This is a genomic window from Lederbergia sp. B243.17, from assembly GCF_057657925.1.
The window spans coordinates 255,663-270,585 of sequence record NZ_JBWBKF010000097.1; the positions used below are offsets into that span (position 1 = coordinate 255,663).

10 protein-coding genes and 1 other annotated feature are annotated in these 14,923 nt (G+C 46.9%); of the genes, 4 read left to right on the forward strand and 6 right to left on the reverse strand.

Annotated elements, in window-relative coordinates:
• Positions 1–448 precede the first annotated feature (448 nt).
• From AC0TWI_RS21445 to AC0TWI_RS21465, 5 genes are all read right to left on the reverse strand, one after another.
• Positions 449–961 carry a copper amine oxidase N-terminal domain-containing protein gene (locus AC0TWI_RS21445; RefSeq protein WP_488128374.1) on the reverse strand — a complete coding sequence of 171 codons (513 nt, stop codon included), beginning with the start codon at positions 959–961 and terminating at the stop codon, positions 449–451.
• Positions 962–1,271: 310 nt separating this feature from the next.
• Positions 1,272–2,777, reverse strand: coding sequence for a copper amine oxidase N-terminal domain-containing protein (locus AC0TWI_RS21450; protein ID WP_488128375.1), 1,506 nt, complete (start codon positions 2,775–2,777; stop codon positions 1,272–1,274).
• 141 nt (positions 2,778–2,918) lie between these two features.
• On the reverse strand, positions 2,919–3,689 hold the full coding sequence (locus tag AC0TWI_RS21455; protein WP_488128436.1) for a DUF817 domain-containing protein: 771 nt from the start codon (positions 3,687–3,689) through the stop codon (positions 2,919–2,921).
• A 178-nt stretch (positions 3,690–3,867) separates the two neighbouring features.
• Positions 3,868–7,095, reverse strand: coding sequence for an efflux RND transporter permease subunit (locus AC0TWI_RS21460; RefSeq protein ID WP_488128376.1), 3,228 nt, complete (start codon positions 7,093–7,095; stop codon positions 3,868–3,870).
• Between the two features lie 31 nt (positions 7,096–7,126).
• Entirely contained in the window at positions 7,127–7,741 is a 615-nt protein-coding gene (locus AC0TWI_RS21465) for a TetR/AcrR family transcriptional regulator (protein WP_488128377.1), read from the reverse strand.
• Positions 7,742–8,061: 320 nt separating this feature from the next.
• Between AC0TWI_RS21465 and AC0TWI_RS21470 the strand changes: the two genes are divergently transcribed.
• The 3 genes from AC0TWI_RS21470 to AC0TWI_RS21480 all read left to right on the forward strand — a co-directional run bounded on the left by AC0TWI_RS21470 (position 8,062) and on the right by AC0TWI_RS21480 (position 9,893).
• Positions 8,062–8,637 (forward strand): thermonuclease family protein, encoded by a 576-nt coding sequence (locus AC0TWI_RS21470; protein WP_488128378.1) that lies wholly within the window; start codon positions 8,062–8,064, stop codon positions 8,635–8,637.
• 68 nt (positions 8,638–8,705) lie between these two features.
• A complete protein-coding gene (locus tag AC0TWI_RS21475) occupies positions 8,706–8,807 on the forward strand; it encodes a hypothetical protein (RefSeq protein ID WP_488128379.1) in 102 nt (33 codons plus the stop codon).
• Positions 8,808–9,008: 201 nt separating this feature from the next.
• Entirely contained in the window at positions 9,009–9,893 is an 885-nt protein-coding gene (locus tag AC0TWI_RS21480) for a fructose bisphosphate aldolase (protein WP_488128380.1), read from the forward strand.
• Positions 9,894–9,983: 90 nt separating this feature from the next.
• Here the strand turns inward: AC0TWI_RS21480 and tyrS are convergent, their stop codons facing one another.
• Positions 9,984–11,246, reverse strand: coding sequence for a tyrosine--tRNA ligase (tyrS, locus tag AC0TWI_RS21485; RefSeq protein WP_488128381.1), 1,263 nt, complete (start codon positions 11,244–11,246; stop codon positions 9,984–9,986).
• 46 nt (positions 11,247–11,292) lie between these two features.
• Positions 11,293–11,510, reverse strand: a binding site (T-box leader).
• Positions 11,511–11,661: 151 nt separating this feature from the next.
• On the opposite strand from tyrS, the gene AC0TWI_RS21490 reads away from it, so the two are divergent.
• Positions 11,662–14,553 carry a transglycosylase domain-containing protein gene (locus AC0TWI_RS21490; RefSeq protein WP_488128382.1) on the forward strand — a complete coding sequence of 964 codons (2,892 nt, stop codon included), beginning with the start codon at positions 11,662–11,664 and terminating at the stop codon, positions 14,551–14,553.
• Positions 14,554–14,923 lie beyond the last annotated feature (370 nt).

Below are 14,923 nucleotides of genomic sequence, written 5' to 3' on the forward strand. Positions count from 1 at the left end.
CTGTTATTAATAAGAAACTATCGAGGATGTATATGGAGACTTGCAACGATTGCTGTAGAGATAAAGCTGTTTTTATTCTTGCACTTCAGTTCAAAAAAACAAAGCCGGTTAAGCTTACTTGTCGTAAAAATTTACCGGCTATTCAGCAGAAGTCCAAGTAAACGAATGAAATAGAAAAAGATAGAGAACAATAACAGCTCTCTATCCAATCTATTAACCATTCATTTGTGGATCTTGGTATTTCGTAGTCTCAATGTCATCAACTTTCCATACGCCATTTACCTTAACAAGAATCATGGTTCTACTATAGTACCAGTACACCCCATCTGTTGTGATTTGGGTAACTCGTACTTTGTTATTGTTGATGTAGTAGATATCTGCGGTAGTCATACCTTCGAATTGATTTGTATCGGTAATTCCATTTTGCTGAATAACTTTATTAATAAACTTATCTGTGAAATAGGCTTATATGAACCACTTGCTTTTTAAATACTGATACGTTCTCTGTTTGATTTAATTTGGTGATTAGCGTTACTACTCTTTCGTTTGTATTGATAAGTACAGTCTTGCCGTTGTAGTCAATTCTGGCTTGCTCTTGCCTTTGTTCCCATGAGATTTCTGAACCAGCCGGACTAACTACTCTCACAGGGACATAAGTTCTGTCTTTTATCATCTTTACTGGAACATCGATTGTTTGTGTCTTGCCATCTACAGTTATCTTTTTGGAATCCACAGTTAAGACAAGCTTGGTTTTACCGTTATTGATCGTTACTGTCTGAGTTTTTTCATCCCAGTCTACCTTTGATCCGAATGCTTCGGATACTGCACGAACTGGAACGAGTGTCCTGCCGTTTATTTCCTTCCCATCATTAATGACCATTATTTCATTATCTGCAGAAGCCATTGTCGGCAGGGTTAATCCGACCAGTAACATAGGTAAAAGCAATGCTCTCTTTTTCATAAGCTTTCCTCCGTCTGAACAGCATGGATTTTTTCACAAAAATAACTATATAGGAATAGTTTTATCCTGGCAACGATTATCCCACTCCGAACAATAGAATAAATGAAAAATGAACGAATCACTGGAATACCGGCATTTCTCTCCCCCTTATCACTGGGCTGCGCCCTTCACACGATTGAAGAGGGAGTTTTCTGCCGGGGAATGATAAATCTATTTGTATTCAGGAAGCCAAAAAGCAGCCAACTGAACAGCTATGTACTCCATTTATGGTCATTTGGTCTTAGCCAAGGTGGACAGAAAGAGAAACACACTATTTTACTGTAGTAACATTAACAGAAATAGGCAAGTACGCCCCGCCAGCATGCATGAACTCGAATTCTATTAATCCTTCCTCATCGGTAACTTTCCGCTCGATGACCGTTACCACATCTTTCATAGGCTGCAAGGTCGGGATGTTAAAGACACCCTTTTCTGTTTTGACTGTGCCGCTGTATGTGCCTCCTCTGCTGCCCACCCTCACTCGGATTGTCTTTTCTTCTCTGGATGGATTTACATACGGAAGCCTCACTTTGTAAACGGCGCCGTAATGCCCGATATTCGATAACGAAGCGGCGTTTGTGACAAGGCTGTTGTCCTTATGGAATATGTTATCTGTTACACCATTCGATAGATTGTAAGATTGCTCAGCACCCTGACCTGCGTTATATGCTGGCAGAGCAGCAACAAGTCCGGTGCTCTCCCAAACTCCTCTAGCATGTGGTCTTATCTGATCAATCGGAACAGGAAGCGATTTGATTCCGGTTAAGCTGCTTTTATCCTTGCTCACTACTGTTCTGATAACGTAATTCAATTCTCCGGTTCCCAACGTTTTTACGATAGTGAAATCATTCAAAAAACCTACCATCTGGCCAGGTTTTAACGTAAAAGTCCCTAACAGAAAGCTGTCTCCCCTTTTTTCTACTTTTACGCTGCCCAACTGTTCATTTAGAACGGCTTCTGTGATTGGAAGCCCAATGTTGTATTCAGAAGTGCCAGCGCTGATTTTATGGATCCCCTTTGCGTTTCGCACCTCTATCGTATTGGTCCCGGACAAGTTTTCAATTGTGATTCCGACAGTTACCTCTTGGTTGAATTCATTCATATGCCAGCCAACCACACGGTGATCCACAGAGACACGGCTCTCTTTGACTACGTCGTTCCATAAAGTAGCATTGTTTTCTTTAACCGTAGTTGCGTCTAATGTTTCTGGATTGTCACTCACCATCAGTCTTCTATTATTGGACAACGTTACCTTTTCTACATTTTTAATGTTTGATAGATTACCTTGTTCCTTGGTTAGAAAAGGAACCGTAAATTTTGGCATTGTAATATTGATTACTTTGGTTCCCGTATTGAAATCCACTACTCCATTGAACGCTTCCCCAACAAACCGCAATGGAACCATTGTTTTTCCTTTGTAAATCGTTGCCGGCTCGATTAAATCAACCCGGCTTTTATCGATAAAAGCTTGATTGGAACCAATCTTCAATGTTATTTCTCTATTTCCTTTCGCTGCTTGGACTGATTTTTCGGCTTCACTCCACAGTACGTTTGCCCCCATCACCTCAAATGTTTCTCTTAGTGGGACAAGCGTAGTGCCATTCTTCACAATAAGGTCGACTGGATAATCGACCTTTTTGCCATCAACAAACACTTTTGATGGAGAGATAAGATAATCTTGTTCCGCTGCAGCCGTAAAAATAGGTTCGTGCAAGCCTATAATGGAAACCACCACTGCAACAGAGAGTATAGCCTTTAACTTGATAAAACATTTCATTCTTCCTAAGTCTCCCTTCAACAATTCCCAACATTTTACTGTATTTACATCCATCATACCAAAGTAGCACTACTAATTACAGATGAAAAAAAAGCCCGGTTCCCCCTCTCTTGGGGGGACCGGACTGCCTCCTCCGTTCTATTATACCGCCCTTTTTCCCTTCACCGTCTTCAGCACTGCGACAATCAGGAAGCTGACAATCACCAGCAATACCCAAGAGCTGACCTTGCCCAATGAAACAAGGCTCCATCCATCCTCCTGGTTTGGGTATTTCCATGCCCCGAAAAATGTTGCGATGTTTTCGGCGATCCAGATGAAGAAGCCAATCAGGATAAACGAGAGGGCGAGCGGCATGCGGTAGAGGCTGCCTCCGACCTCGTAAGATACCGAGGAACGCCAAAAGACAATGAGTACAAGCCCGAACAGCCACCAGCGCACATCCACCCAGTAATGATGGGTGAAGAAGTTCAAATAAATCGCCGCGGCGAGCGGGACAACAATCATGAGCGGCGGCCAATTGATAAGATTGACCCCAAGTCTCCTCCACGCCTGGCAAAGATAGCTCGCTACGCTTGCATACATAAATCCGCTATACAGGGGAACATCTAAAATCTTGATATACCCTGCCTCCGGATAAGACCAGGAACCCATATGCACCTTGAAAATCTCCAACATGAGACCGATCAGGTGGAACAAGGTGATCACTTTCAATTCATCCTTCGTTTCATGGCCCGACTTCACCATCCACCACTGCATGGCGATGAAGATGATGAGCAGCCAGTCATAGCGCGGCAGAAAAGGCAGCGGCAATACTAGCGTCAAAGCGAGAGAAAGAAAAACAACGAGCGGAAATAGGCAGGATAGCGCCTGTTCCCAGCCGAACCGCCAAAGCTGGATAGCCGCTCTCCCCATTTTCGTCTTCAGCGGAAGCTGCTGAACATTTTTTTGGGCGATTGTATTCATCATATGGCTCCTTGTCACTTGTTTTTATTGATTTTACCAATATATTTATCGTAAATCAATAAAAATTTACCGAATGACCAACCATAAAAAAGGAGGCGCGGGATTCCCGCGCCTCCTCGGCCGTTCATTAAGAACGGACTTTTCTTTTCAGTTTCGCAAAAACTTCATAGACAATCGGTACGACAACGAGCGTCAGCAGCGTCGAGCTTGTGAGGCCGCCGATGACCGTGACACCAAGGCCTTTGGAGATGAGTCCTCCGCCTTCCATGCCGAACAACAATGGAATGAGGGCTCCAATTGTCGCCAATGCGGTCATGATGATCGGCCTTAAACGAGTCGATCCCGCTTCCAGCAAGGCTTCCCTTGTTGTCAGACCCTTCTTCTCGTTTCGGATTACCCGGTCGATCAGGACGATCGCATTTGTCACGACGATCCCGATCAGCATCAGCGCTCCGATCATTGCAGAGACGCTGAGCGGCTCTCTTGCGATCCAAAGTGCGACAAGGCTGCCGATGACGGTGAATGGCAGAGAGAACAGAATGGCAAGCGGCGCCAGTCCTCCGCCGAATGTCACAACAAGCACAAAGTATACGATCGCAATTGCGGCCAGCATGGCAAGGCCAAGCTGAGTGAACGATTCGTTAATTTGTTCAGTTGTTCCGCCGAACTTTGTGCTGACCCCTTTCGGAAGGTCGATTTTGTCAATATCTTTTTCTACCGATGCAGACACTCCGGCTGCATCTTTTGACAAGATATCAGCTGTCAGTGAAGCATACATTTTTCCATCTCTCCGCGCAATTGTCTCGGGAGCTTTTCCTTCTTTCACCTCAACAACATCGCGAACTTTCACCGGAGCGCCGAGCGGGGACATCATGCTGGCTTCGAGCAAATCGTCAAGACTGTTGTACGATGTTTTCTCCACTTCAATATAAACGTTCAGCTCTTCTCCATCGTTATCCACCTTTGTCAGTACTTCAGGTTCACCTGCCTGCCGGAGAGTCATCCCCAGCTGCGCAGCCGACAATCCGGCCTGGCTCAGTTTCTCCTGGTTTGCGACAAGCGTGTACTGATCATAAGCTTCCGTCAAGCTGGATTCAACTTTTGCCAGATCTTTATGCTTTTCCAGAATCGGCATCATCTCGTCAATCGCCTTTTGGATGTCCTCGGTCTTATCACCGTAAACGACCAATTCGAGACCGCTGGACATGCCGGAGAAGTCTAAGCTCCCCCACTCGCCAGATTCAGTTTCATCATTCAGCTTATCGACGAGCTTTGTACTTTCCTTAGAAAACTGCTGGAAGTCCTTATCATACTCAATGAAGAAAAGAGCTGAATTGTCACCTGCCATTCCCATCATCGACCCCATCGGACTGCCGCCGCCAAGGGAGAACTGATAGGTTTCCACACCCTTCCGGTCACCGATCAGCTTTTCGGCATTGTAGACGACTTTCTCTGCAGACTCGAGCGTCTGTCCAGGTTCCGGGCTATACGTGACAATCATCATCTTCTGTTCCTCATCCGGCAGGAAGCTGACACCGATCACCGGTATTAGGAACAAACTTGCTATGAGGACAACGCAAGCGCCGCCGAATGTGACAATCTTATGATTCAGCGTCCAGTCTAAAATTCGTTTATAGAAAGCGGAAAGCTTGCTTGGGCGATGATGCTTCTCCCTTTCTGCAACAACACCTGCAGCGAGGCGCTTTTTGAAAAGCGAATGGGCGAGCATCGGTACGAGCGTAACTGCCACAAGCAGAGATGCGCCGAGTGCAAAGGCAATCGCCAAGGCAAACGGCAGAAACATTTCGCCGACTATGCCGCCGACAAGTCCAAGCGGCAGGAACACAATGACTGTAACGATTGTCGATGAGAAAATTGGGATGAACATCTGCTTCGTCGCTTCGCGGATCAGCTCTTTGCCATGAAGCCTTTCGTCAGGCAGGGACATTCTCCGGTAAATATTCTCCACCACGACAATCGAGTCATCAATTACCCGGCCAATTGCAACGGTCAGTGCACCGAGCGTTAGGATGTTCAGCGTTATATCCATTTCCCGAAGGAAGAACAGAGCCATCAATAATGACAGCGGAATCGAGATGATCGAAATGAGCGTCGTCCGGATATTCCGCAAGAACAGCATGATGACGATGACTGCGAACAATATACCGAAGAGCGCTTTTTCCACCATGACGTTGACCGATTCCTCGATCGGTTCTCCTTGGTCCATTGTTGTCGTTGCTGTAAAGCCGTATTCTTTCTCCAGTTTTTCCATTTTTTCTTTTGCGCTGTTTACGACATCGACTGTGTTCGCATCAGGCGCTTTTGTAATTTGAATTCCAATCGATTCCTGGCCATTCGTTTTTGAAATCGATTCTGTTCTGCTGGCAACTTTGATGTCAGCAATGTCGGCAAGCTCAACAGTCGGCAGGCCCATTGCCGCCTGTCCGGAAGGAACTTGGCTGCCGGCTTCAGGGTTCTGCTGTGTGGTCATGGCATCGTTCCCTGCAGCTTGCCCAGGGGTTGCTGGTTGACCGGCTCCTGCTTGCTGCCCTGCTCCTGGTGCTCCTTGCTCAGGATTTGCCGCTTGGCCGCCAGCATCGGCTGGCGCAGACGGGATGGCCGGTATCTTCAGTTTTTTCAGATCGTCAATTGATGCAATGTTTCCGTCAATGACAACATTCTTCACTTCACCGCCAAAATTGGTCAATCCAAGCGGGAAGACAAGATCGGAGCCTTGAATGATTTGACGGACTGTTTCCTCTGTCAGGCCGTATTTCTTCATTTCCTCTTCTTTGAAGGAAATCGTCGCTTCCCTGATCTGCTGGCCGCTGATGGAAACATCTGAAACGCCATCAATCGCTTCCAAAGCCGGCAGGACATTTGATTCGACTGTTTCCGTCAAATTTTCAAGCGACTCGCCTGGCTGGCTTACGCTCAGCGCCATGACAGGCATCGCATCAAAGCTGAGCCTTGTTACTTGCGGATCACTTGCTGTGTCCGGCAGTTTCAGTGCTGACAATGCCTCTTGCACTTCTTCCCTTGCCTTATCCATATCCGTTTTAAAACCGAACTGGATTTGGACAGAGGATGCGTTCGCCATCGAGGACGAACTGACCATTTCAACACCGCTTATGTTCTGTACCTTCTGTTCGATCGGAACAGTGACATCTTTCTCCACAACATCAGGTGCAGCTCCAGGGTATGTAGTGATGACGGAAATATTCGGCAAGGTGATGTTTGGCATTGTCTCCTGCTTCATATTCAGTCCCGAATAGATTCCCATGAACACAACGATGATCGTCAAAATCCAGATTGCCAACTTATTATTCAATGCAAAGTCTATAATTCTTTTCAAAATCAACTCTCCCTCTATCCCAATGTCTATTCTATTCCCTAACCAAGCCCCGCTTGACGAGGTCCAACTGGATGGTCAGGCTCCGCATCGCCTCTTCATCCGACATCTCTTTTGCGAACTTTTGGATAAGGTTCTGCAGCATAATATTGACTACGATTTCCAGCAGGTAGTTCAGTTCTTCATCGTTTTTGACATTCAAGCCAGTCTTATCCAGCGATTGGGTGATTTCATTTATCTGCTTTTCTTGCTCACAGTTTGAGATGGCAGAAGTAACCGTCTTTTCCGTTTCATAATTCATGTTGAGAAAGACATTCCGGTAATATTTCAGCCGTTCCTCATTTTTTAGCTCCTCCAGCATCACGCCGAATGTTTCCGTGATCGCATCGAAGATATTCCCATTATTCCTTTTCAAACAGGCGATGAAATCGGCTCTTTGCGTTTCCGAATGACTTCTGAGCAAGAAAAAGTAGAGGTCTTCCTTATCTTCGAAGTATTGATAAAAACTTCCGCGAGGGATGTCCGCCTCCTTGACAATATTCGCAATGGACGCCTCAAACATCGGTACTCGCGAAAACTCCTTTAAAGCAGCCTGGATGATCCATCTCTTTTTCTCCTCAGGCAGATTGAAAAATGTTTGCTTTGGCATGCTCCTCCTCCTGGCAATTGAAATGACATCCTGTCACATGTTTCCAATCATAAGTGACACAATGTCACATGTCAACTGACAGCCATGCAGTTTTAGATCCTAACAGTATCCAATGGGACGATAGCGGCGAGGGCTTGGCCCCCTCCTTTCTTTTGTTCGCCCCCATCTTTCACACCTCACCTATTGTCTCTTCGCAATCGACGACCAGGATGCCTATTATGTTTTTCCAGCGTCTACGATCACAGCTTGGGTTGATACCCAAGCTTTTTTCTTCGGCGCCTGGTGTATAATCAGTTCATCGCAGACAAGGAGGTTGGAGAATGAAGAAATGGTTACTTGTTCTTATTGGCGTCTCTTTTTTGCTCGCAGGCTGTACGAAAGATGCGAAGGTGGTTGAACGGCCGAACAAAGGCAGCACGGATGTAGTCGACAAACCTGTCAATTCTCCTTCAAAGGGCGGTGAGGGGGAAGAAAAAGAGGAAAACGCAGATAGGCTTACAGGAGAGGTCATTCGCGTCGTGGACGGGAACACCTTCGTTGTGAACCTGGACGGGAAAGAGGAGAAAGTTCGCCTTCTTCTTGTGGACACCCCCGAAACGGTTCAGCCGTTCGGAAAAGAGGCAAGTGATTTTACAAAGTCCATCCTGCCTGCTGGAAAACCAGTCGAGCTTGAATTTGATGTTGCAGAGCGGGATCAGGATGGTCTTCTTCTCGCCTATGTGTATGTGGACGGGGAAATGCTGAATGAAATGTTGCTTAAAGAGGGCTTCGCCCGCTTTGTCGTGTATTCACCAAACACAAAGTATGTCGATGAATTCGGCGCCTTGCAGGAAAATGCACAGGTAGACGGTCTCGGCATCTGGAGCATTGAAAATTACGGAGAAGAAGAGCATTAAGTAGATGCGAACCATCGCAGGATTGCGCAATTCCAAACATCAAAGGGGTTATCAACTCAAAAAGCGAGATGATTTACTACAGCGGGCAGTTTTATAATGTGACCGTAGCGGAAGAGATGTTTTGCGAAGAACTCGCCAAAGCAGCAGGATACAGGAAATTAAATCGTTAAAATGAGCAAGAAAAATTAGATGAACGCCATGTTGAAATGATCAAAGACAGGAAAGTAATCGCAAGTGGCCTTCGCCTTCTTATGTTTACAAAACGGATTCGGTGTGTATAACTTCTAATAGTGATACACTTAAAAATGAAGATTCCGGCAGCGTCCTTGTTGACGCTTGCTGACATTTTTTACGGAAAAGGAGTGGACAAGATGAATCAAGAACAGTTCAATCGAGTGAAAAACGGAAAAGGTTTCATTGCAGCGTTGGATCAGAGCGGTGGAAGCACCCCGAAGGCGCTGGCAGGCTACGGTGTAATGGAAGATGCCTATTCAAACACGGACGAAATGTTCGCGCTTGTGCATGAAATGCGTACGAGGATCATCACTTCTCCGGCATTTGACTCCGAATATATTCTGGGTGCCATTTTATTTGAACAAACAATGGACAGTAAAATTGAAGGCATGTACACCGCTGACTATCTTGCTGAAAAGAAAGGGATCGCCCCTTTCCTGAAGGTGGACAAAGGACTTGCCGAAGAAGAGAACGGTGTACAGCTAATGAAGCCTATCACCGGTCTTGATGAGTTGTTGAAACGGGCAAATGAGCGACACATTTTTGGCACAAAAATGCGCTCTGTCATTAAAGAAGCAAATGAAGAAGGGATCAAGGCTGTTGTCGACCAGCAGTTCGAAGTCGGCAAGCAGATCATCGCTGCAGGCCTTGTGCCGATCATTGAGCCGGAAGTGGACATCAACAGTCCGGAAAAAGAAAAATGCGAAGAACTTTTGAAACAGGAAATTCTCCGTCAGCTCGACAATTTAAATGAAGACCAGAATGTCATGCTGAAGGTCACCATTCCGACAAAGGCGAATGCCTATAAAGAGCTGATTGACCATCCTCGGGTCGTGCGTGTCGTCGCCCTTTCCGGCGGATATTCGCGTGACGAGGCAAATGCAAAGCTTAAAGAGAATAATGGCCTTATCGCCAGCTTCTCCAGAGCACTCAGCTCAGACCTGAACGTGAATCAATCAGACGAGGAATTCAACACAACGCTTGAAAAAGCGGTCAAATCGATTTATGAAGCTTCCATTTAATACAACAAACAGCCCGGGATTTTATCCCGGGCCGTTTTTTCGTTTTGAATGAAAAGCCGGACATCTCCATTTGGCTTTCCCGCAAGAACATTAGTATTGAATCATGAAGTATTTCTTCTTGCCGCGGCGGATGATCGTGAACTCCCCGCCAAGCTGATCCCCTTCCGCCAATTGATAAGACGGATCTGTTACCCGCTCACCGTTGACCGAAATGGCGCCGTTTTGAATATCTTCCCGGGCCTGGCGTTTTGACGGGGAAATTTTTGCTGCAACAATGACGTCTACAAGACCCAAGCCAATCTCCGCTTCATGCTTATAGGATGGCACGTCTTTAAATCCTTGGCGGATTTCTTCGACAGATAGGTTTTTAAGATCTCCGCTGAACAATGCTTCCGTAATACGGATCGCCTGATCAAGAGCGTCCTGGCCGTGGATCATTTTTGTCATTTCCTCAGCGAGTGCCCTCTGCGCTTTCCGCAGATGTGCTTCTTCCTTCACCGACTGTTCTAGCTCTTCAATCTTGTCACGTCCGAGGAAGGTGAAGAATTTCAAGTACTTGATCACATCGGCATCGGCCGTGTTGATCCAGAATTGGTAGAACTCGTAAGGTGTTGTCTTTTCAGGATCAAGCCAGATTGCGCCTCCTTCGGTTTTTCCAAATTTGGTGCCGTCCGCTTTTGTTACAAGTGGAATCGTCATTCCGTAGGCTTTCGCCCCTTCTCCTGACATTTTCCGGATCATTTCAAGGCCTGTTGTAATATTGCCCCATTGGTCACTTCCACCAATCTGCATTTTGCAGTTGAAGTTTTCGTACAAGTGATGGAAATCGATCGCCTGCAGGATTGTGTACGTGAATTCCGTGAAGGAAATGCCTGTATCGAGTCGTGAAGCGATTGTATCCTTGGCAAGCATGTAGTTGACGCCGACGTTCTTGCCGAAATCCCGCAGGAACGAGATGAGCGACATAGAGCCGGCCCAATCATAGTTGTTTGTCATTACTGCACCGTTTTCGCCGGAAAAATCAAAAATGCGTTCAAGCTGCTTTTTGATGCCCTGTACATTCAGCTCGATTTGTTCCACTGTTTGCAGCTTCCGTTCTTCCTTCTTGCCGCTAGGGTCACCAATCATGCCTGTCGCACCGCCAACAAGCACAATCGGACGATGCCCGGCATTTTGAAAGCGCCGCAATGTCAAAAATGGAAGCAAATGCCCGATATGCATGCTGTCTGCTGTCGGATCCACACCACAATATAGTGAAATTTTTTCTTTCTCAAGCAGCTCCTCCATACCTTCTGCATCTGTTTCCTGGTAAATGATTCCGCGCCATCTTAAATCCTCTAGTAAATTCGACATAGTACCCCTTCTTTCATCCAAAATAAAAACGCCCCTCCGCTATATGCGAAGGGACGATTGTTCACCGTGTTACCACCCAACTTGGGAAAATAGTTTCCCCGCTCATGATTCCATAACGGCGCAGCACACCGTTTGCCGCTACTGAATGTTCACGGCAAATGCTCAAGGAGGTAATTCATCATGCTGTTTGTGCCGCTTTCCACCAGCCAGCGGCTCTCTTCACTACAGTGACAGTTGACTACTAGTTCCTATCAACGCAAATTATCCATTTGTAAAAAAATCAGCTTGAATTACGAATTATTCTACACAACCGTTTCCCTTTCTGTCAATCAGGCGGCGTGAAAAATGCAAAAAAATAAATTTTCATATGCTTTCTTATGCTATAATGGTGTTGATTTTGGAGGGATTTTATCTGATGAAAAATATTCTCGAACGACTGCAGTCATTCTTTTCCAATGAACGTTTCGGCGGGGCGGCCAAAGGCGCCCGGATCACCTATGGGGTTGTCTGGAATCTGCTACTTCTTTTTATTCTGGTCTTGCTGGTCGGCGGTGTATTTGCCGGCGGAGTGGGTGCCGGCTATTTTGCCTCGCTGGTAAAAGATGAAAAGGTGCGGTCTGCAGACAGCATGAGAAAAGATATATACCAATATGAAGAAACATCCAAGCTTTATTTCGCGGGTGACGTATATCTCGGTAAGCTCCGAACCGACCTGGAACGGGAGGAAGTAAAGATTGACCAAATTTCCGACCATTTGAAAAAGGCGATTGTTGCAACCGAAGATGAGTACTTTTACGAGCATGAAGGCGTCGTTCCGAAAGCTCTGTTCCGGGCCGTCTATCAGGAGTTTACCAATTCGGCCGTCCAATCTGGGGGCAGTACACTCACCCAGCAGCTGATCAAAAATCAGATTTTAACAAATGAAGTTTCTTTTGACCGGAAAGCGAAAGAAGTGCTGCTTGCGCTCAGACTCGAAAAGATTTTGAAAAAGGATGAAATACTGGAGGCGTATTTAAACGTTTCCACATTCGGGCGCAATTCATCCGGAAGAAACATCGGCGGTGTACAAGCGGCCGCACAGGGCATTTTCGGTGTAGACGCCAAGGACCTGAACCTGCCTCAATCTGCATTTATTGCCGGGCTTCCACAAAGTCCTTCCCGGTATACCCCTTTTACGAACAGAGGGGAACTGAAAGATGCTGAATTGCTTCAGCCGGGTCTAAACCGGATGAAGACCGTTTTGTTCAGAATGCACAGAGAAGGCTATATTAGCGACAAAGAGTATAATGACGCGCTTGCGTATGACATCACTGCCGATTTTATCCCTCCCCTTGCACCTGCTTATGACAAATATCCGTATTTGACGTATGAAGTGGAAGACCGGGCGATACAAATCCTGACGGAGCTGCTGGCAGAGAAGGATGGGTATTCAAAAGAGGATCTCAACAATGATGATCAGCTTGCTGGCAAATACCGGACGCTTGCCGACCGGGATGTCCGCCAGAACGGTTACCATATTTATACGACCATCAATAAAGAGATTTATGATGCCATGCAGGAAGCCAAGGATGCCTATCAAAATTACGGCATCACAAAGAAGGTAGAAATGACCGATCCTGACACCGGGGAAACGATTTTGGTTGATGCCCCAGTCCAAATCGGCGCTATCCTAATCGAAAACAGTTCGGGCAAGATCTTAAGCTTCGTCGGCGGCCGTGATTTCGAACTGACGAACGTGAACCATGCCACAAAGACGAGACGTTCAAACGGATCAACAATGAAGCCACTTCTTGTCTATGCTCCTGCCATGGAGCTCGGTCTTCTCGGAGGGCCAGGCGTCCCGGTCGCGGATTTCCCATTGGAGGTCGATAACGGCAGCGGAAAAACGCATACGTTCAAAAATGCCGCCAAGCGGTACTATGGTCTCGTTTCGGCCCGCTATGCGCTCGCCCATTCTTATAATGTCGCAGCCGTCAGCACATACTTGCGGATGGCTGATCAACAACCTGAGCAATTCCTCGATAAAATGGGAATCAGCACGAAAGATGAAACCATTTATCCGGCCACTGCGATCGGCGGCCTGACGAATGGAGTAACCGTTGAGGAAAACACAAACGCATTTGCGACTTTTGCCAATGAAGGCAAGTTCACCGATGCCTATATGATTGATAAAATTACCGACCACGCTGGCAATACGATTTATGAGCACAAGGTCGAACCTGTCGACGTATTCAGCCCGCAAACTGCTTATATGACGATCGACATGATGCGGGATGTCATTAAATACGGAACGGCAAGAGCTTTGCCGGGCATGCTTAACTTTTCAGCCGATTGGGCAGGTAAAACCGGGACGACGAATGATTCGCACGACTCCTGGCTGATTGCCTCCAATCCGAACGTAACATTCGGGACTTGGCTCGGTTATGACAAGCCGTCCTCACTCTACATGAGGAATAACAGCGAAAGCCTAAGAAATTACAGGATCTGGGCAAACTTGATGAATGCGGCACACGCTGTGGCACCTGACGTCATCAATCCAGGCACCCGCTTCCAGATGCCGGGCGGAATAGTGAATCGCTCCTATTGTGCGGTTTCCGGTCTGCTGCCGTCTGACGCTTGCTCAAATGCCGGTTTAATCCAGACCGATATTTTCAATGCGAAATTCGTGCCAACAAAGGCAGATAATAATCTGATCAATGGAAGGTACGTCATCTCCGGCGGCAAAAAATACCTTGCCCTGCCGAACACGCCGGCTGAGTTTTCCTTCTCCGGACAATTGCTCGATCCTGACTTTGTCAAGAGAATGACGCTTGGCAAAACAAGTGATCCTTCCGCATTGATTCCGGACAATCCGCGCTGGGCCAACATATTGGTAGCAGATGCGAAAATTACGGATGACGGCGTGGCGCCAAGTGCGGTGAGCGCCTCCCGAGGAACAAATGGAGTCATTACCTGGACTGCTTCCGGCAGCAGAGATGTGATCGGGTACAGAGTCTACTCCAGTTCCGGTGGAAGAGTCGCCTCAATCGGCGCCGGCAGCTCGTTAGCCTTTTCAGGAGGCGGCGGGTCCTATTATGTAGTAGCCGTGGATATTGCCGGGCATGAATCTGCTCCTTCAAATATTGTCGGAGGCGGTGGCGGCGGTACTTCCCCTACACCGCCTTCAGACCCCAGAGACACAGAAGTAAAGCCTCCGGAATCCGGCTCACCTGACAACAGCGGAGAAACACCGGAAAGTGAAAGCGAAGAGACAGGCGGAAACGGCGAGACTCCTCCGCCACCTGCCGACCCGGATAATAATGAGTAAAGCAAATCGAAAGCGGAGTATCCGAAACATCGGGCACTCCGCTTTTTTGCTGCCTATCCGTTGGTAAAAGGCTGTTCCGAAAGTCAGAAAACTATGTAGTCCTCTCTTTTTATGTAATGCCAATTCAGACAAGCTCTTTGGCACCGGTAGTTTGCGAAAATCCATTTCCTCCGGTGTCTATCTACCTCTTTGACACCGGTAGTTCGCGAAAATCTATTTCCTCCGGTGTCTATCTGCCTCTTTGACACCGGTAATTTACAAAAATCCATTTCTTCCGGTATCTATCCGCCTCTTTGACACCGGTAGTTCGCGAAAATCCGTTTCTTCCGGTATCTATCCCGCCTGTCACGGATTCCGCCGCAAGACAGGC